This window comes from Microbacterium indicum DSM 19969 (assembly GCF_000422385.1).
GTDB lineage: Bacteria > Actinomycetota > Actinomycetes > Actinomycetales > Microbacteriaceae > Microbacterium > Microbacterium indicum.
This window is the reverse complement of the sequence record NZ_AULR01000001.1, coordinates 340494-358029: the sequence shown is the minus strand read 5'-3', so window position 1 is coordinate 358029 and position 17536 is coordinate 340494. Positions and strand designations below refer to the sequence as shown.

Here is a 17536-nt window from a genome sequence, read left to right as displayed (position 1 = left end):
TGGATCCCCGCGTGAGGGCGATCTCTCGTGCGGCCTTTCGGGGGCGGCGGACGGACTGGTGGATCCCCGCGCGGGGGCGGCCCCTCGCGCGGCGTTTCGAGCTTGGCGCGGCCTGTCGGATCCTCATTGGCCGCTTTTGGGCGGATCCCCGCGTGAGGGCGATCTTTCGCGCGGCCTTTCGGGGGCGGCGGACGGACTGGTGGATCCTCGCGTGAGGGCTGACCCTCGCGTGGCCGTTCGACCTTGGCGCGGCCTGATGGATCCTCATCGGCCGCTGTTGGGCGGATCCCCGCGGGAGGGGGATCCGCCACGCGGCATATCGCCAGCGGCGGGCCGTGCGGGGCCTACTCGGCGGCCGCCGCCCGCTCGTCCTGGATCCTGCGCATGAGCGCCGACGGGCCGTTCTGGCCGGGGCCGATGAGGTAGAACGCCCGAACGGCCTGCTCGGCGCCGTCGGCGTCGCCCGCCTCGATGCGCTCCGCGACGGCGTCGAAGTCGGCGCGCACCTGCGCGACGTCCTTGAGCAGGGGAGTGGATCCCTGGAGGTTGCGGGTCAGGGCGAGCCACGCGTCGTCGATCATGCCGCGGAACAGGTAGTTGCCGCTGTGGTCGGCGAGGAAGGTCAGCAGCTCGCGCGTGCTGCGGTACGCCCGCTCGGCGTCGGTCGCCGAGTGCTCGCCGACCGCGCGCGCGAGCCGTGCGGCCTCCGCGCGCTCGGCGGCCGTCATGCGCGGTACGGCGAGGTGCACGGCGACGGCGGCCTGGTACCCGAGGAACTCGAGGGACTCGCCCGGCATCTCGGGGGTGACGTCGGTCACGCGGGTGTACCGGCTCGCGACCATCTCGATGAGGCCCTGGTGCTCGAGACGCTGCAGGGCCTCGCGCACCGGCATGCGCGAGACGCCGAGGGTCTCGGCGAGATCGCCGTCGCGGACCCGCTGGCCGGGGCTCAGCGTGCCGTCGACGATCGCTCCTGCGAGTCGGTCGTAGACGGCGTCGGCGAGCCGCTGCGGGTGCGTGTCGATGATCTCTCCATTGACAGGGGGCACAGGTAGTTCCTCCGAGTGATCGAAGTGCGGAATCCGCCCGGAGAACCCGGGCCGACCGTGGGCAGTATGGCCATATAGCCTATGCCGCGCATCGACCATGCGACGATTTGATCACGATTTCGCGGAGGACATGCGGTCCGCGCGCGGATTGCCCGAGACGGCGTCGGCTGTCCGCCTGTCGGGGGTCGCTCCTAGACTCGATGCGACATGGCTGACGCACCCCTCACCCCCACAGCATCCGATCCGCTCCTCGACGGGCTGAACCCCGAGCAGCGCGCCGCGGTCGAGTACCGCGGCCCGGCGCTGCTCATCGTGGCCGGCGCGGGCTCGGGCAAGACGCGCGTGCTCACGCACCGCATCGCGTCGCTCCTGCGGGCGCGCGAGGCGTGGCCGAGCCAGATCCTCGCGATCACCTTCACGAACAAGGCCGCGGGGGAGATGCGCGAGCGCGTGCGCGAGCTCGTGGGCGACCAGGCGCAGGGCATGTGGATCTCGACCTTCCACTCGGCGTGCGTGCGGATCCTGCGCCGCGAGGCCGAGCAGTTCGGCTTCAAGCCGACCTTCACGATCTACGACTCAGGCGACGTCCGCGCGCTCATGAAGCGCCTCGTCAAGGACCACGAGGCCGACGCGTACGGGCTCACCCCGGCGGGCGTGCAGAGCCGCATCTCGAAGCTCAAGAACGAGCTGCACGACGCCGACTCGTACCGCTCGCAGGCCAACATGGAGGATCCGGCCGAGCGCCTGTTCGTCGAGATCTTCCAGGACTACTCGCGCCGCCTGCGCGCCGCCAACGCGTTCGACTTCGACGACCTGCTGGCGCAGACGGTGTTCCTCTTCCGCGCGTTCCCGCACGTCGCCGACGTGTACCGGCGGCGCTTCCGCCACATCCTCGTCGACGAGTACCAGGACACGAACCACGCCCAGTACCAGCTGATCCGCGAGCTCACGAAGCCCGCCGAGCCCGACGCGATGGATGTCGGCGGCGGCATGCTCGCGCTCATGCCGGGCGACGAGAAGAACGAGGCGGCGTCGCTCACCGTCGTGGGCGACTCCGACCAGTCGATCTACGCGTTCCGCGGCGCCGACATCCGCAACATCACCGACTTCGAACAGGACTTCCCCGGCGCGAAGGTCGTGCTCCTCGAGCAGAACTACCGCTCGAGCCAGAACATCCTTGACGCGGCGAACGCCGTGATCCGCAACAACTTCGACCGCAAGGACAAGAAGCTCTGGACGGATCAGGGCGAGGGCGAGATGGTCACGGGCTTCACCGGCTACTCGCAGCACGACGAGGCGCAGTTCGTCGCCGACGAGATCGACGCGCTGCGGCGCACGGGCGTGAACTACGGCGACATGGCCGTGTTCTACCGCACCAACTCGCAGTCGCGCGCGCTCGAGGAGATCTTCATCCGCGCCGCGGTGCCCTACAAGATCATGGGCGGCACGAAGTTCTACGACCGCGCCGAGATCAAGGATGCGCTCGCCTACCTCGTGTCGGTCGTGAACCCGGCCGACGAGCTCGCGGTGCGGCGGATCCTGTCGAAGCCCAAGCGCGGAATCGGCGCCGTCACCGAGACGAACATCGCGCAGTTCGCTGCCGACAACGGCATCACGTTCCGCGAGGCGCTCGCGCACTCGGCGGCCATGGGTCTCGGCCCCAAGCTGCAGTCGGCCCTCGCCCAGCTCGACGCCGTGCTCGCCGAGGCGCAGGAGATCCTGCTCCCGTCGTCGGGCGACGACGCGCCGCCGTCGGCGGTGACCGAGGGGCTGCAGGTGCTCCTCAACAAGAGCGGCTATCTCGACGCGCTGCGCCGCTCGAACGACCCGCAGGACGAGGCGCGCGTCGAGAACCTCGACGAGCTCGTCGCCGTGACCCGCGAGTTCGCGCGCAACAACCCGCAGGGCACGATCGTCGACTTCCTCACCGAGGTCGCGCTCGTGGCCGACAGCGACGACCTCGACGACGCGTCGGGAACCGTCTCGCTCATGACGCTCCACACGGCGAAGGGCCTCGAGTTCGACACCGTGTTCCTCACGGGCGTCGAGGAGGATCTGATCCCGCACCGGATCTCGGCCGGCGAGCCCGGCGGGCCGCAGGAGGAGCGGCGCCTGTTCTACGTCGGGATCACGCGCGCCCGCAAGCGCCTCTACCTCTCGCTCGCGATGACGCGCGCGCAGTTCGGCGAGGTGTCGGTCGCCATGCCGAGCCGCTTCCTGCAGGAGATCCCGGCGGGCCTCATCGACTGGCGCCAGTCGCCCGGCGACGTCAACGGCCGCGGCGGCACTCAGTCGCGCGCGCTCAACGCGACGCGCCCGCGCGGCGAGAACCGCTGGGGCGTGAAGCCGCTCGAGCCGAAGCCGGGGGCCAAGGCGGCGCTCGCCGAGTTCACGAACCGCGTGACCGGCAAGGTGCGCGACAACGGCGACCTCGAGCTCGAGGCGGGCGACCGGATCCGCCACGACGACTTCGGCGAGGGAACCGTCGACACGATCACGGGGCAGGGCGCCAAGCGCATCGCCCATGTGCGCTTCGACGAGGTCGGCCCGAAGAAGCTCCTCATCAAGGTCGCCCCGATCTCGAAGGTGTGACGCGGATCCTCGGCGCCCGGTCTCGGCGTCACCTGCGCCACGTACCCTGAAGGGTATGGGTCTGTTCTCGCGCAAGAAGAAGTCCGACTCCTCGAACCCCGAGGAGCCGGCCGCCGCCGAGACCCCCGCCGCTGAGCCGGCCGAGGCCGCCGGAGGGGACGCCCCCGAGGAGCCGACACCGCAGGTCAACATCTCGTTCTCGTCGTTCCAGGGCGTCGGCGCGCCGTCGGGCCCCGAGGTCGCGGATCCCGCCTCGGTCCCCGAGCCGAGCCCCGCTCCGCAGCAGGCTCCGCAGCCGCCGTCGCGCGCCGCCGTGCCGACCCCCGAGCAGGCACGCGAGCTGCCTTTCGCGCCGGCCGCTCCGCCCGCCGACCTCGAGACGGTCAAGGGCCTGCGCGACAACGCCCTCCTGCGCGACGCCCTGCAGGCGCTCCCCGAGAAGCCCAACCCGGCGCAGCTGCTCGGCGTCGCCCGCCAGCTGCTGCAAGGGCACCTCTTCCTTCGCGTCTCGGGCGACGTGCGCGAGCAGGTCGGCGAGGACGGCAAGGCGACCCTGTCGTTCGGCGTCGCGCGCAACGGCGACAAGAACTACATGCTCGTCTTCAGCTCGGGCCGCGCCCTGAGCGACGCCGTGAAGGCCGACGGCAACGCGCAGACGTCGGCCGTCGCGCAGCCCGTGCAGCAGATCCTGAAGCACATGATCGACAACGGCTTCGACGGGCTCATCGTCGACAGCGCGTCGGGCCGCAGCCGGATCGTCCTGCCCCGCCAGGTCCTCGAGCGCGCGATCGGCCAGGCCGACCCGCAGCTGCGCCTCAAGGCGATGCTGGCGCAGCCGCGCGACACCGACACGCCCCGCAAGGTCGCCGCGCTGCTCGCCGACCGCCCGCCGCTGTGGGTCGCAGCGGGCCCGACGCAGGAGGGGAGCGAGGCGCTGGGGATCGCCGAGGCCCGCCTCGCCAACGGCACGCGCCTGCTGCAGGTCTACTCGCACCCGCTCGAGGTCGTCGCGCAGGGGCGCAGCGAGCGCGCGCTGCCGTTCGACGCCGCGAAGATCGGCCGCGTCCTCGCCGAGCACCCCGCGCTCGGCGGCGTGCTCATCGACCCCGCGGGGCCACTCATGACGCTGACCCGCGAGGAGCTGGATCCCGTCATCGCCCTCGCGGGCGACGGCGCGGACGACTGACGCGGACCATTAGGATTGACGAAGACTTTCCCGAAGGGCGGACCTCGCACATGCTCATGTTTCTTCTCTCGCTGATCCTGTTCGTCGGCGGCATCTTCCTGTTCGGCGTCGCGTTCATGGTGCCGTCGTTCCACGCGGTCGTGTTCGCGGCGGGCATCATCGCGGTCTGCCTCGCGATGGCGCTGCCGATGATGGACAGCCAGCGCATGAAGCACTGACGCCGAGCCGTCCCGCGACGCGCCTCCCGCCATCCCGGCGGGAGGCGTTTCCGCGTTCGGGAGGGGTCTCGGGCGGGTAGTACCCTGGTCGTGTTCGAGATCTCTCGACGTCGAGAAACCGGCCCGATCGGCCGCAACCTCATCTCCCGTGCCCCACCGAAGGAATGCAACGTGGATCTCTACGAGTACCAGGCTCGAGACCTTTTCGAGAAGTACGAGGTGCCGGTGCTCGCCGGCATCATCGCCGACACCCCCGAGGAGGTGAAGGCAGCGGCGGAGAAGATCGGCGGCGTGGTGGTCGTCAAGGCCCAGGTCAAGACCGGCGGTCGCGGAAAGGCGGGCGGCGTCAAGGTCGCGAAGACCCCCGACGAGGCGTACGAAGCGGCGAAGCAGATCCTCGGGCTCGACATCAAGGGCCACGTCGTCAAGCGCGTCATGGTCGCGCAGGGCGCCGACATCGCCAGCGAGTTCTACTTCTCGGTCCTCCTCGACCGCGCGAACCGCTCCTACCTGTCGCTCTGCAGCGTCGAGGGCGGCATGGAGATCGAGCAGCTCGCGGTCGAGAAGCCCGAGGCGCTCGCGCGCGTCGAGGTCGATCCGCTGACGGGCATCGACAAGGCCAAGGCGGTCGAGATCGCGCAGGCCGCGAACTTCCCGGAGGACCTCGTCGACAAGGTCTCCGACGTCTTCGTGAAGCTCTTCGACGTGTACAAGGGCGAGGACGCCACGCTCGTCGAGGTCAACCCGCTCGTGCTCACGGGCGCCGGCGACGTCATCGCCCTCGACGGCAAGGTGTCGCTCGACGACAACGCGTCGGAGGTGCGCCACCCTGAGCACGAGGAGCTCGAGGACAAGGGCGCGGCGGATCCGCTCGAGGCGAAGGCCAAGGAGTCGGGCCTCAACTACGTGAAGCTCGACGGCCAGGTCGGCATCATCGGCAACGGCGCGGGCCTCGTCATGTCGACGCTCGACGTCACCGCGTACGCGGGCGAGAAGCACGGCGGCGTGAAGCCGGCGAACTTCCTCGACATCGGCGGCGGCGCGAACGCGCAGGTCATGGCCAGCGGCCTCGACGTCATCCTCGGCGACCCGCAGGTCAAGAGCGTCTTCGTGAACGTCTTCGGCGGCATCACGAGCTGCGTCGCGGTCGCCGAGGGCATCGTCAAGGCCCTCGAGATCCTCGGCGACGCGGCGACGAAGCCGCTCGTCGTGCGCCTCGACGGCAACCAGGTCGACGAGGGTCGCGCGATCCTCGCCGAGGCGAACCACCCGCTCGTCACGCTCGCCGCGGGTATGGACGAGGGTGCCGACAAGGCCGCCGAGCTGGCGAACGCCTGAGACGACGAGATCGGATAAGGACAAGAGAATGTCGATCTACCTCAACAAGGACTCCAAGGTCATCGTCCAGGGCATCACGGGCGGCGAGGGCTCGAAGCACACGGCGCTGATGCTCAAGGCGGGCACCGACGTCGTCGGCGGCGTCAACGCGCGCAAGGCCGGCACGACGGTCAGCCACGTCGACGCCGACGGCAACGCCGTCGAGCTGCCGGTGTTCGCCTCGGTCGCCGAGGCGATGGAGAAGACGGGCGCCGACACGTCGGTCGCGTTCGTGCCCCCGAAGTTCACGAAGGACGCCATGATCGAGGCGATCGACGCCGAGATCGGCCTCCTCGTCGTGATCACCGAGGGCGTCCCCGTGGGCGACAGCGCCGAGGCGTGGGCCTACGCGCAGTCGAAGGGCGAGAAGACCCGCATCATCGGCCCGAACTGCCCCGGCATCATCACGCCGGGCGAGGCGCTCGCGGGCATCACGCCGGCGAACATCACGGGCAAGGGCCCGATCGGGCTCGTCTCGAAGTCGGGGACGCTCACCTACCAGATGATGTTCGAGCTCAAGGACCACGGCTTCTCGACCGCGATCGGCATCGGCGGCGACCCCGTCATCGGCACGACGCACATCGACGCCCTCGCGGCGTTCGAGGCCGACCCCGAGACGAAGGCGATCGTCATGATCGGCGAGATCGGCGGCGACGCCGAGGAGCGCGCCGCCGAGTACATCAAGGCGCACGTCACGAAGCCCGTCGTGGGCTACGTCGCGGGCTTCACGGCCCCCGAGGGCAAGACGATGGGCCACGCGGGCGCCATCGTGTCCGGATCCGCGGGCACGGCCGCCGCGAAGAAGGAGGCCCTCGAGGCCGCGGGCGTCAAGGTCGGCAAGACGCCGAGCGAGACCGCCCAGCTCATGCGAGAGATCATCCAGGCGCTCTGAGCGAGTGAGCGCGACGAGGGGAGCGTCCGGCGCCGAGCCGGGTGCTCCCCTCTGCTTTCGGCCCGAGGAGGAGACCCCATGACCGACACCGAGCTTCCCGTCGTCCGCCCGCTCCCCGAGGCGGCGCCGCGCGCCGCGGCCTCGCAGCAGGTGCGCGGCGACCGCTGGCGCGTCACGGTCCTCACCGACCGCCTGTTCCGGATCGAGTGGGCGCCGGACGGCGCGTTCGAGGATCGCGCGTCGACGTTCGCGATCCGCCGCGAGCTGCCGCCCGTCGATTTCACGCAGCGCCCGTTCCGCGACGGCGTCGAGATCCGCACGGGCGCCGCGAGCCTCCGGTACGACGGGCGCGAGTTCTCGTCCGACGGCCTGCTCGTGCAGACGCTCGGGCACGATGGCCGCCGCTGGCGGTACGGCGAGCCGACCTACGACCTCGGCGGCACGGCCCGCACGCTCGACCGCGTCGACGGCCGCACCGAGCTCGACACCGGGGTCGTGTCGATGCGGGGCACCGCCGTGATCGACGACTCCGAGTCCTTCCTCTTCGAGGACGACGGCTGGATCGGGACCCGCACGCCGGGCGGCCGCGACCTCTACGTCTTCGCCTACGGACGCGACTTCGCGGGGGCCGTCGCGGCGCTGTACGACGTGTCGGGCCACCCGATGCGGCTGCCGCGGGGGGCGCTCGGCAACTGGTGGAGCCGCTACCACGCGTACTCCGACGCCGAGTACCTCGACCTCATGGATCGCTTCGACGCGGCGGGCGTCCCGTTCTCGGTCGCGGTCATCGACATGGACTGGCACCGGGTCGCATCCGTCCCGCCCGAGTACGGCACGGGGTGGACGGGGTACTCGTGGGAGCGGGACCTGTTCCCCGACCCCGAGGGCTTCCTCGGGAAGCTGCACGACCGCGGCATGCGGACGACGCTCAACGTGCACCCCGCCGACGGGGTGCGGGCCTTCGAGGATCCGTACCCCGCGATGGCCGAGGCGATGGGCGTCGATCCGGCGACGGGGCAGACGGTCGCCTTCGACGCGACCGACCGCCGGTTCGTCGAGGCCTACTTCCGCGAGCTGCACCACCCGCTCGAGGCGCAGGGCGTCGACTTCTGGTGGCTCGACTGGCAGCAGGGGAGCACCTCGAACCTGCCCGGCGTGGATCCGCTCTGGCTCCTCAACCACTTCCACCACCTCGACGCGGCGCGGGCCGGGGCGCCCGGCATGACGTTCTCGCGATACGCGGGCCCCGGCAGCCACCGCTACGCCGTGGGGTTCTCGGGCGACACGGTGATGACCTGGGCGTCGCTCGACTTCCAGCCCGAGTTCACGGCGACGGCGTCGAACATCGGCTACAGCTGGTGGAGCCACGACATCGGCGGGCACACCCACGGCGTCCGCGACGACGAGCTCGTGACCCGCTGGGTGCAGTACGGGGTGTTCTCGCCGATCCTGCGGCTGCACTCGTCGAACAACCCGTTCATCCGCAAGGAGCCGTGGAACTTCCCCGCCGAGCACCGCGACGCGATGGTCGCCGCGCTGCGGCTGCGGCACGCCCTCGTGCCCTACCTCCACACGATGAACCACCGGGCGGCGTCGGGCGTCCCGCTCGTCCGCCCGATGCACCACCTCGAGCCCCACCGGCCCGAGGCCTTCGACGTGCCGAACCAGTACGCGTTCGGCAGCGAGCTTCTCGTCGCACCGATCACCTCGCCGCGCGACCCCGCCTCGCTCCTCGGGCGTGCGGGGGCGTGGCTGCCCGAGGGAACGTGGACCGACGTCTTCACGGGCACGGTCTACCGCGGCGACCGCCGCGTCGACCTGCACCGCGCGATCGACGCGATCCCCGTCCTGCTGCGCGCGGGCGGGATCCTGCCCCTCGCGGGCGACGACGACCTCGACGCGACGCGCAACCCGCGCGCCGTCGAGGTGATCGTCGCGCCGTCGGCCGCCGGTCGTTTCGTGCTCGCCGAGGACGCCGAGGACGACACGTCGACGAGCGCTGCCCCCGGCGCGACGACCGAGATCGCGTGGGACCCGGAGACGGGCGAGCTCCGGATCGGGGCGGCGACGGGCGACGCCGCGGCGGTCCCGGCGGAGCGCGCGTGGACCGCGACCTTCCTCGCGGCGCGGCCCGACCGGGTCCTCGTGGACGGATCCCCCGTCGACGTCGCGGGGGAGGACGGGCGCTGGAGCGTCTCCGCCGCGGGGCCGACGGCGCGCGAGATCGTCGTGACGGTCGAGGGCGGGATTCGGGTCGGGCCCGACCGCCGCGACGCGATGAGCGACGTCCTCGCGCGGGCGCAGATGGCGAATGACCCGAAGCTCGCGGCGTGGGCGGTCCTCGAGGGCGACCGCCCGGCGATCGAGAAGGCGGGCGAGCTCGCGGCGATCGACCTCCCCGAGTCGGTCCGCGCCGCCCTGACGGAGCTGCTCGCGGCCGTCGTCGACGAGGCCCGCGGCTGAGTAGCCTGGCGACATGGCATTCTCCGGCGAGTACATCCCCAGCACCCAACCGCACGCCCGTGCGCAGGCCGAGGCGTTCGAGGCCTCGGGCGGATCCGAGCAGGCGCTCCTCGAGGGAACCGAGTGGCCGATCGTCGTCCTGACGAACGTCGGCGCGAAGACGGGCGGCGTGCACAAGACGGCCCTCATGCGCGTCGAGCACGAGGGCCGCTACGCCGTCGTCGCGTCGAAGGGCGGCGCGCCCAAGCCGCCGGCCTGGTACTGGAACGTGAAGGCGAATCCGCGCGTGGCGCTGCAGGACGGATCCGTGACCCGCGAGTACGACGCCCGCGAGATCGACGGCGCCGAGTACGACGAGTGGTGGGCGCGCTCGGTCGCCGCCTACCCGCCGTACGAGGACTACACGAAGCGCACCGACCGCCGGATCGCGGTCTTCGTGCTCGAGCCCGTCGAGGGCTGAGCTCAGCTCGCCGCCGCGGCGCGCGCGATCGACGCCGCGACGGCGGGCACGTCACCCGTGATCGCGCCGACGGTCACGCGGATCCTCGCGCGCCCGTCGGCCGTCGACGTCACGTCCTCGGGGAAGAACGGGCTGCCGGCCGCCGCCCGGATCCCCTGCGCCGCGAGGTGGACGAGGGCCGCGCGCTCGTTCTCGACGGGGATCCACGCGTTCACGCCGTCGGCGGCGTCGCGCCCGAGCGCGGCGGCGAAGCGGCGCTGCCGCGCGGCGTAGGCGGCGCGGGCGCGCGCGACCTCGGCGATCGACTCGCCGTCGGTGAGCAGCTCGGCGACGACGTGCTGGATGAGGCGCGGCACCCACCACGGCCCGAGCGAGCGGCGCGCCTCGACCCGGGCGATGAGGTTGTCGGGCCCGCCGAGCGCGGCGATGCGGAGGTCGGGGCCGTGCGACTTCGAGAACGACCGGATGAGCACCGTCTGCTCAGGCAGATGCTCGGCGAGCGACACCGCGGGCGACTGGGCGATCGCGCCCGAGTGGTCGTCCTCGATCACGACGGCGCCGCGGCCGCGGGGTGACCCCGCGATGACGCGGGCGAGGTCTGCTGCGCGGCCCGGCGTCATCGATGCGCCTGTGGGGTTCTGCGCGCGCGGCTGCAGGAGGAGCGCGCTCGGGGCGGACGAGAGCGCCTCGGCGAGCGAATCGGGGAGGATCCCCTCGTCGTCGATCTCGACGGGGACCGCGACGAGGCCGAGCACGTCGAGGAGGTCGTAGAGGGGTGGGAACGTCGGCCGTTCGACGACGACGCGGTCGCCGAAGCGCGCGACGCGGCCGAGCACGCGGTCGATGCCGTCGAGCGCGCCCGACACGGCCGTGAGGCGATGCGATGGGGCGGGCCAGCCGCGCCGCAGCAGGCGCTCGAGCCGGGGGAGCAGCGGCTGGTCGTGATAGCTCGCGGTCGACGCGTGCGGCGCCGAGCGCTCGAAGGCGCGGGCGAGGCCGGGCAGCAGCGCGGGATCCGGGGTGCCGCGCGAGAGGTCGAGGCGCGTTGCGGGCGTGTGCCCGTCGAGGCGGCGGGTGCGCGGGGCGACGTCGGGGGCGGGCGCTCCGCGCACGAAGGTCCCCGCCCGGCCGCGCGCGACGATCGTGCCGGCGCCGGCGAGGGCGCCCCACGCCGTCGACACGGTCGCGGGGCTCACGCCGAGCGCGCGGGCCAGGTCGCGCACCGTCGGGAGGCGATCGCCGGGCGCCAGCGTGCCCTCGGCGATCAGCTGCGCGAGGCTCGCGGCGATGCCCGAGGGGCTGGGCTCGTCGACGCGCTGCGCGAGCACGCCTGCCGTCGTGATGGGGGTCACGCTCGCCATCCTGTCGGGCGCGGGCGGCGGCCGACGAGGAATTAACCGCAGGGGTCGGAAGCGAAATTTCAGAGAAATGTCCAAGGCCGACAGTAACGGTTCACAGCAGGGCACCGAGGAGACGGAGGATCCATGACGATCGTGAGAGCGGCCATCAGCCAGACCACCTGGACGGGCGACAAGGAGTCGATGCTCGACCGGCACGAGCGCTTCGCCCGCGAAGCCGCGGCCGACGGCGCGCAGGTCATGAGCTTCCAGGAGCTGTTCTACGGGCCGTACTTCGGGATCACGCAGGACGCGAAGTACTACCGCTACGCCGAGGCGGCCGACGGGCCGATCGTCCAGCGCTTCGCGGCCGTCGCGAAGGAGACGGGCATGGTCATGGTGCTCCCGATCTACGAGGAGGCCATGACGGGCGTGTACTACAACACGACGGTCCTCGTCGACGCCGACGGCACGATCCTCGGGAAGTACCGCAAGCACCACATCCCGCACGTCGAGAAGTTCTGGGAGAAGTTCTACTTCCGTCCCGGCAACCTCGGGTACCCCGTCTTCGAGACCGCGGTCGGCCGCGTCGGCATGTACATCTGCTACGACAGGCACTTCCCCGAGGGGTGGCGCGAGCTGGGGCTCGGCGGCGCCGACATCGTGTTCAACCCCAACGCGACGAAGCCCGGGCTGTCGAACCGCCTGTGGGAGCTCGAGCAGCCGGCGGCCGCCGCGGCCAACCAGTACTTCGTCGCCGCCCCCAACCGCGTGGGGCGCGAGGACAACGAGTACGGCGACGAGGCCGTCGACTTCTACGGGCGCAGCCAGTTCTGCGACCCCCGCGGGAACCTCGTCGGCGACTACGGATCCGGCACCGACGAGGAGGTCCTCGTGCGCGACCTCGACTTCTCGCTCATCCGCGAGGCGCGCGACAGCTGGCAGTTCTACCGCGACCGCCGCCCCGACTCCTACGCCGCGATCACGGCCCCCTGAGAGGAGAAGCCATGGCAACGACACTCATCACGGGCGGCACCGTCGTCAGCGCGACGGGCCGGGCCCTCGCCGACGTCCTCGTCGACGGCGAGACGATCGCGGCGGTGCTCGCGCCGGGATCCCAGCTCCTCGGATCCGACCTCGCGTCGACCGTCGACCGGGTCATCGACGCGACGGGGAAGTACGTCGTGCCGGGCGGCGTCGACGCGCACACCCACATGGAGATGCCGTTCGGCGGCACCTTCGCCTCCGACACCTTCGAGACGGGGACCCGCGCGGCGGCGTGGGGCGGCACGACGACGATCGTCGACTTCGTCGTCCAATACCCGGACCAGAACATCCTCGACCAGTACCACCTGTGGCACGAGAAGGCCGCGGGGAAGTGCGCCGTCGACTACGGGTTCCACCAGATCCTCTCCGACGTGCAGGAGTCGTCGCTGACCGCGATGGACGAGCTCATCGCGGAGGGCGTGACGAGCTTCAAGCTCTTCACGGCGTACAAGGGCGTCTTCCTGTCGGACGACGGGCAGATCTTCCGCGCCTTCCAGAAGGGCGCGGACGACGGCGCGATGATGATGATGCACGCCGAGAACGGATCCATCATCGATGTCCTGCAGCAGCAGGCGCTCGACGCGGGGCACACCTCGCCCGAGTGGCACGGGCTCACCCGGCCGTGGCAGACCGAGGAGGAGGCCACTCACCGGGCGATCATGATCTCGCAGCTCACGGGCGCGCCGCTCTACGTGGTGCACGTGAGCGCGAAGCAGGCGCTCGCGCAGATCGCCGCCGCCCGCGACGACGGGCTCAACGTCTTCGCCGAGACCTGCCCGCAGTACCTGTACCTGTCGCTTGAGGAGCACCTCGCGGCGAAGAGCGCCGAGTGGGGCGACTTCGAGGGCGCGAAGTACGTGTTCTCGACCCCCGCGCGTGCGCGCCACGAGGGGCACCAGGACGCGCTCTGGACGGGCCTGCGCACCAACGACGTGCAGATGGTCTCGACGGATCACTGCCCCTTCTGTATGAAGGAGCAGAAGGAGCTCGGGCGCGGGAACTTCGCGAAGATCCCCAACGGGATGGGCAGCGTCGAGAACCGCCTCGACCTCATGTACCAGGGGGTCGTCGAGGGCCGGATCACGCTCGAGCGCTGGGTCGAGCTGACGTCGACGACCCCCGCGCGCATGTTCGGCATGTACGGCCGCAAGGGCGTCATCCAGCCGGGTGCCGACGCCGACGTCGTCGTGTACGACCCGAACGGGCACACCTCGCTCGGCCTCGGCGGCGGCGCCCACCACATGAACATCGACTACTCGGCGTGGGAGGGCTTCGAGGTCGACGGCCACGTGGACCTCGTGATGTCGCGCGGCGAGGTCGTCGTCGACGGATCCGGCTATGTCGGGCGCGCGGGCCACGGCCGCTACGTCAAGCGCGGCCTGACGCAGTACCTGAGCTGAGGGGAGATGCCATGGACTTCGGAGTCGTGCTGCAGAACGATCCGCCCGCGTCGCGGGTCGTGGAGCTCGCCGTGCGGGCGGAGAACCACGGGTTCAGCCACGTGTGGACCTTCGACTCGCACCTGCTGTGGCAGGAGCCGTACGTCGTGTACGCGCAGATCCTCGCGGCGACCCGCCGCGTGAAGGTCGGCCCGTTCGTGACGAACCCCGCCACGCGCGACTGGACCGTCACGGCGTCGCTCTACGCGACGCTCAACGACGCGTTCGGCAACCGCACGGTGTGCGGCATCGGCCGCGGCGACAGCGCCGTGCGGACGCTCGCGGGCCGCCCGTCGTCGCTCGGCGAGCTGCGCGAGGCGATCCACGTGATCCGCGAGCTCGCGAACTCGCGGGCCGTCGAGCACCGCGGCGCGACGTTGCGGTTCCCGTGGTCGCGGGGCAGCTCGCTCGAGATGTGGGTCGCGGCGTACGGGCCGAAGGCGCTGCAGCTCGCGGGCGAGGTCGGCGACGGGTTCATCCTGCAGCTCGCCGACGTCGAGATCGCGTCGTGGATGATCGGCACGGTCCGCGAGGCGGCGGAGAGGGCGGGGCGGGATCCCGAGGAGATCACGTTCTGCGTCGCGGCGCCGTTCTACGTCGGCGACGACATCGCGCACATGCGCGACCAGTCGCGCTGGTTCGGGGGCATGGTCGGAAACCACGTCGCCGAGATCGTGCGCCGCTACGGCGGCGACGGCGCGGTGCCGCGGGCGCTGACCGACTACGTCGCGGCGCGCGAGGGCTATGACTACAACTCGCACGGCCGGGCGGCGAACGACCACGTGGGCTTCGTGCCCGACGAGATCGTCGACCGATTCTGCGTGCTCGGAACCCCGGAGCAGCACATCGAGAAGCTCGAGCGGCTGCGCGCCATCGGGGTCGACCAGTTCGCGGGCTACCTGCAGCACGACGCCAAGGAGGAGACGCTCCGCGTGTACGGCGAGGTCGTCATCCCGGCCATGCGCGACGCCGTGACGGCGGTCTCGTGAGCGCCCGCTCGGCCGCCAGGTGGCGCCAGGCGGCGTGGGGTGCCGCCGGCGTCGTCGCGGCCGTCGCGATCTGGGAGCTGTACGCCGCGCTGGGGCCGGACGACGGTGCGAGCATCGGCGGGATCCGCGTCCTGCCGCGCTCGAGCGACCTCGCGATGCCGCACGTGTGGGACATGATCGCGCGGCTCGCGGGCGGGGAGACGGCGTCGTCGCGCGCCGAGCCGCTGTGGCTCGTGATCGTCCGCGCGTCGGCCGTGACGCTCGGGATCTCGGCGGTCGGCCTCGCGGTCGGCCTCGTCGTCGGTCTCGGCTTCGCGCTCGCGATGCTCGCGTCGGGCGTCGCCCGCAGCGCGCTCCTGCCGTGGATCGTCCTCAGCCAGACCGTCCCCCTCATCGCCTTCGCGCCCATCGTCCGCGCGCTCGGATCCCAGGCCGGGTGGGCCGACTGGATGAGCGTCGCCGTCATCGCGAGCTACCTCGCGTTCTTCCCCATCGCGGTCGGCGCGCTCGCGGGCCTCGAGTCGCCCGACCGGATCCACCTCGAGCTCATGCGCTCCTACGGCGTCGGCTGGTGGCGCACGGTCGCGCGGCTGCGGCTGCCCGCCGCGGTGCCCCACCTGCTCACCGCCGTGCGGCTCGGCGCCGCGAACGCCATCGTCGGGAGCATCGTCGCCGAGGTGTCGACGGGCATGCGCGGCGGGCTCGGTCGCCTCGTGATCCAGTTCGCGGGTCAGGCGTCGGCGGATCCGCCGAAGGCCTGGGCCCCCATCTTCGGCGCCGTCGCGCTGGGGCTCGTCGCGGCCCTGTCGGTCGCCGCCGCCTCGTCCGCCCTCCGGAACCATCGCCGCGTGGAGGCATCCGCATGACCGAATCCGCACCCGCCGTCGCGATCCGCGGCCTCGAGAGGACGTTCCCCACCGCCGCCGGCGACGTCCATGCGCTCACGGGGATCGACCTCGACGTCCGCCCCGGCGAGTTCGTCTCGCTCATCGGCCCCTCCGGCTGCGGGAAGTCGACGCTGCTGCGGCTCATCGCCGACCTCGACCGGCCGACGAGCGGCGAGCTCAGCGTGTTCGGCAAGCCCGCCCCGAGGGCGCGCGTCGATCAGGACTACGGCATCGCGTTCCAGCAGGCGGGCCTCCTGCCCTGGCGCACCGTCGCCGACAACGTCGGCCTTCCCCTGCAGCTGCACGGGGCGCGGAAGGCCGATCGCGCCGCCCGCGTCGCCGAGCTCCTCGACATGGTCGGCCTCGCCGAGTTCGCGGGCCGCTTCCCCGATCAGCTGTCGGGCGGCATGCAGCAGCGCGTCGCGATCGCGCGCGCCCTCGCCGAGAAGCCGAAGCTGCTCCTCATGGACGAGCCGTTCGGCGCGCTCGACGAGATGACGCGCGAGAAGATGCAGTCGGATCTCCTGCGCATCCGCGCCGAGACGGGCGCCGCGGTCGTGTTCGTGACCCACTCGATCCCGGAGGCCGTGTACCTCTCCGACCGCGTCGTCGTCATGTCGCCGCGGCCCGGCCGGATCAGCGGGATCCTCGAGATGCGCCTCGAGGGCGGCGCCGACCGAGGCGAGGACCTGCGCGAGGACGAGGCCTACTTCGCGATGGTCACGGCGGTGCGCGAGGCGCTGCACGGCGGAGAGCCGGCCGGCCGCGGGGTGGAGACGCGATGAGCGCCGCCGCGGCCAGGGGTCGCTCGCTCGCCGGCGCGATCGGGTGGCCGATCGCCCTCGGCGTCGTCCTCGTCGGGGCGTGGCAGGCGAGCATCGCGACGGGCCTCGTCGACGGGTACGTGCTCCCGAGCCCCGGCGCGATCGCCGCGGAGTTCGCCGAGCTCCTGCCCGCGATCGCGTCGGGCGCCCTCGCGACGGGAGGCAACTCCCTCGTGGGCCTCGTCGGGGGCTCGATCGTCGCGATCGCCCTCGCGGCGCTCGCCGCGGCCGCCCGCCCCGTCGACGGGATGCTCGGCCCGCTCGTCGCGGCCCTCGCGGTCGTCCCGATCGTGGCGCTCGCGCCGGTCCTCAACACGATGTTCGGCGCCGACAGCCAGACGGGCCGCCAGATCATCGCGGGGATCGCGACCTTCACGCCCGTCTTCCTCGGCACGCTGCGCGGCCTCAGGCAGGCGCTCCCCGTGCACCGCGACCTCATGCGCGTCTACGCCGCGAGCGGCGCCCAGGCGCTCCGCACCGTGACGCTCCCGACCGCCGCGCCCCACATCGTCACGGGGATCCGCGTGGCGAGCTCGCTCGCCGTCATCTCGGCGCTCGTCGCCGAGTACTTCGGCGGCCCGCGCGGGGGCCTCGGCGGCCTCATCTCGACCTACGCCGCACAGAGCGCGTACGCCCGCAGCTGGGCGTTCGTGGCCGGCGCCATCGTGCTCGGCATCGTGTTCTACGCCGTCACCGCGGGGATCGAGGCGGCCGTCAGCGCCCGCCTCGGCGCCCGCTGACCCACCCGAACGCACCACCACCCGATTCAGAAGGAG

At 71.9% G+C, this 17536-nt stretch carries 15 protein-coding genes; 13 read left to right on the top strand and 2 right to left on the bottom strand.

Going from position 1 to position 17536, the window contains the following annotated elements:
- Nucleotides 1-344 precede the first annotated feature (344 nt).
- Complete coding sequence (locus H576_RS16025; protein ID WP_051172012.1) at nt 345-1049, bottom strand: GntR family transcriptional regulator; 705 nt, start codon at nt 1047-1049, stop codon at nt 345-347.
- Between the two features lie 207 nt (nt 1050-1256).
- Here H576_RS16025 and H576_RS0101625 point away from each other — a divergent pair, with 207 nt between their 5' ends.
- The 7 genes from H576_RS0101625 (at nt 1257) to H576_RS0101595 (ending at nt 10237) form a co-directional block, all read left to right on the top strand.
- Nucleotides 1257-3641, top strand: coding sequence for an ATP-dependent helicase (locus H576_RS0101625; RefSeq protein ID WP_029149462.1), 2385 nt, complete (start codon nt 1257-1259; stop codon nt 3639-3641).
- A gap of 55 nt (nt 3642-3696) precedes the next feature.
- Nucleotides 3697-4827, top strand: coding sequence for an SseB family protein (locus H576_RS13945; RefSeq protein WP_051172011.1), 1131 nt, complete (start codon nt 3697-3699; stop codon nt 4825-4827).
- A 50-nt stretch (nt 4828-4877) separates the two neighbouring features.
- Nucleotides 4878-5045: a hypothetical protein gene (locus H576_RS16545; protein WP_156888086.1), complete on the top strand. Its 168-nt coding sequence runs from the start codon at nt 4878-4880 to the stop codon at nt 5043-5045.
- A 171-nt stretch (nt 5046-5216) separates the two neighbouring features.
- Entirely contained in the window at nt 5217-6383 is a 1167-nt protein-coding gene (gene sucC, locus H576_RS0101610; RefSeq protein WP_029149461.1) for an ADP-forming succinate--CoA ligase subunit beta, read from the top strand.
- 28 nt (nt 6384-6411) lie between these two features.
- Nucleotides 6412-7314, top strand: coding sequence for a succinate--CoA ligase subunit alpha (sucD, locus tag H576_RS0101605; protein WP_029149460.1), 903 nt, complete (start codon nt 6412-6414; stop codon nt 7312-7314).
- Nucleotides 7315-7392: 78 nt separating this feature from the next.
- Entirely contained in the window at nt 7393-9777 is a 2385-nt protein-coding gene (locus H576_RS0101600; protein ID WP_029149459.1) for a glycoside hydrolase family 31 protein, read from the top strand.
- A gap of 13 nt (nt 9778-9790) precedes the next feature.
- Nucleotides 9791-10237, top strand: a complete 447-nt coding sequence (locus tag H576_RS0101595) for a nitroreductase family deazaflavin-dependent oxidoreductase (RefSeq protein WP_029149458.1) — start codon at nt 9791-9793, stop codon at nt 10235-10237.
- Nucleotides 10238-10239: 2 nt separating this feature from the next.
- Here the strand turns inward: H576_RS0101595 and H576_RS0101590 are convergent, their stop codons facing one another.
- Complete coding sequence (locus H576_RS0101590; protein ID WP_245559090.1) at nt 10240-11589, bottom strand: aminotransferase class I/II-fold pyridoxal phosphate-dependent enzyme; 1350 nt, start codon at nt 11587-11589, stop codon at nt 10240-10242.
- A gap of 132 nt (nt 11590-11721) precedes the next feature.
- Here H576_RS0101590 and H576_RS0101585 point away from each other — a divergent pair, with 132 nt between their 5' ends.
- The 6 genes from H576_RS0101585 to H576_RS0101560 are packed head-to-tail and all read left to right on the top strand — an operon-like array spanning nt 11722 to nt 17500.
- Complete coding sequence (locus H576_RS0101585; RefSeq protein WP_029149456.1) at nt 11722-12570, top strand: nitrilase-related carbon-nitrogen hydrolase; 849 nt, start codon at nt 11722-11724, stop codon at nt 12568-12570.
- 11 nt (nt 12571-12581) lie between these two features.
- On the top strand, nt 12582-14021 hold the full coding sequence (hydA, locus tag H576_RS0101580) for a dihydropyrimidinase (protein ID WP_029149455.1): 1440 nt from the start codon (nt 12582-12584) through the stop codon (nt 14019-14021).
- A gap of 11 nt (nt 14022-14032) precedes the next feature.
- A complete protein-coding gene (locus H576_RS0101575) occupies nt 14033-15049 on the top strand; it encodes a TIGR03842 family LLM class F420-dependent oxidoreductase (protein ID WP_029149454.1) in 1017 nt (338 codons plus the stop codon).
- Complete coding sequence (locus tag H576_RS13940) at nt 15046-15915, top strand: ABC transporter permease (protein ID WP_036318618.1); 870 nt, start codon at nt 15046-15048, stop codon at nt 15913-15915. Before H576_RS0101575 ends, H576_RS13940 begins: the two co-directional genes overlap by 4 nt.
- Nucleotides 15912-16721: an ABC transporter ATP-binding protein gene (locus H576_RS13935; RefSeq protein ID WP_036318615.1), complete on the top strand. Its 810-nt coding sequence runs from the start codon at nt 15912-15914 to the stop codon at nt 16719-16721. Before H576_RS13940 ends, H576_RS13935 begins: the two co-directional genes overlap by 4 nt.
- The gene (locus H576_RS0101560; RefSeq protein ID WP_029149453.1) at nt 16718-17500 is read left to right on the top strand and encodes an ABC transporter permease; all 783 of its coding nucleotides are present in this window, start codon (nt 16718-16720) and stop codon (nt 17498-17500) included. Before H576_RS13935 ends, H576_RS0101560 begins: the two co-directional genes overlap by 4 nt.
- Nucleotides 17501-17536 lie beyond the last annotated feature (36 nt).

Coding starts and splice junctions, on each gene's coding strand:
- H576_RS0101625 (WP_029149462.1), top strand. CDS start 1,257: ATGGCTGACGCACCCCTCACCCCCACAGCATCCGATCCGCTCCTCGAC.
- H576_RS13945 (WP_051172011.1), top strand. CDS start 3,697: ATGGGTCTGTTCTCGCGCAAGAAGAAGTCCGACTCCTCGAACCCCGAG.
- H576_RS16545 (WP_156888086.1), top strand. CDS start 4,878: ATGCTCATGTTTCTTCTCTCGCTGATCCTGTTCGTCGGCGGCATCTTC.
- sucD (WP_029149460.1), top strand. CDS start 6,412: ATGTCGATCTACCTCAACAAGGACTCCAAGGTCATCGTCCAGGGCATC.
- H576_RS0101600 (WP_029149459.1), top strand. CDS start 7,393: ATGACCGACACCGAGCTTCCCGTCGTCCGCCCGCTCCCCGAGGCGGCG.
- H576_RS0101595 (WP_029149458.1), top strand. CDS start 9,791: ATGGCATTCTCCGGCGAGTACATCCCCAGCACCCAACCGCACGCCCGT.
- H576_RS0101585 (WP_029149456.1), top strand. CDS start 11,722: ATGACGATCGTGAGAGCGGCCATCAGCCAGACCACCTGGACGGGCGAC.
- hydA (WP_029149455.1), top strand. CDS start 12,582: ATGGCAACGACACTCATCACGGGCGGCACCGTCGTCAGCGCGACGGGC.
- H576_RS0101575 (WP_029149454.1), top strand. CDS start 14,033: ATGGACTTCGGAGTCGTGCTGCAGAACGATCCGCCCGCGTCGCGGGTC.
- H576_RS13935 (WP_036318615.1), top strand. CDS start 15,912: ATGACCGAATCCGCACCCGCCGTCGCGATCCGCGGCCTCGAGAGGACG.
- H576_RS0101560 (WP_029149453.1), top strand. CDS start 16,718: ATGAGCGCCGCCGCGGCCAGGGGTCGCTCGCTCGCCGGCGCGATCGGG.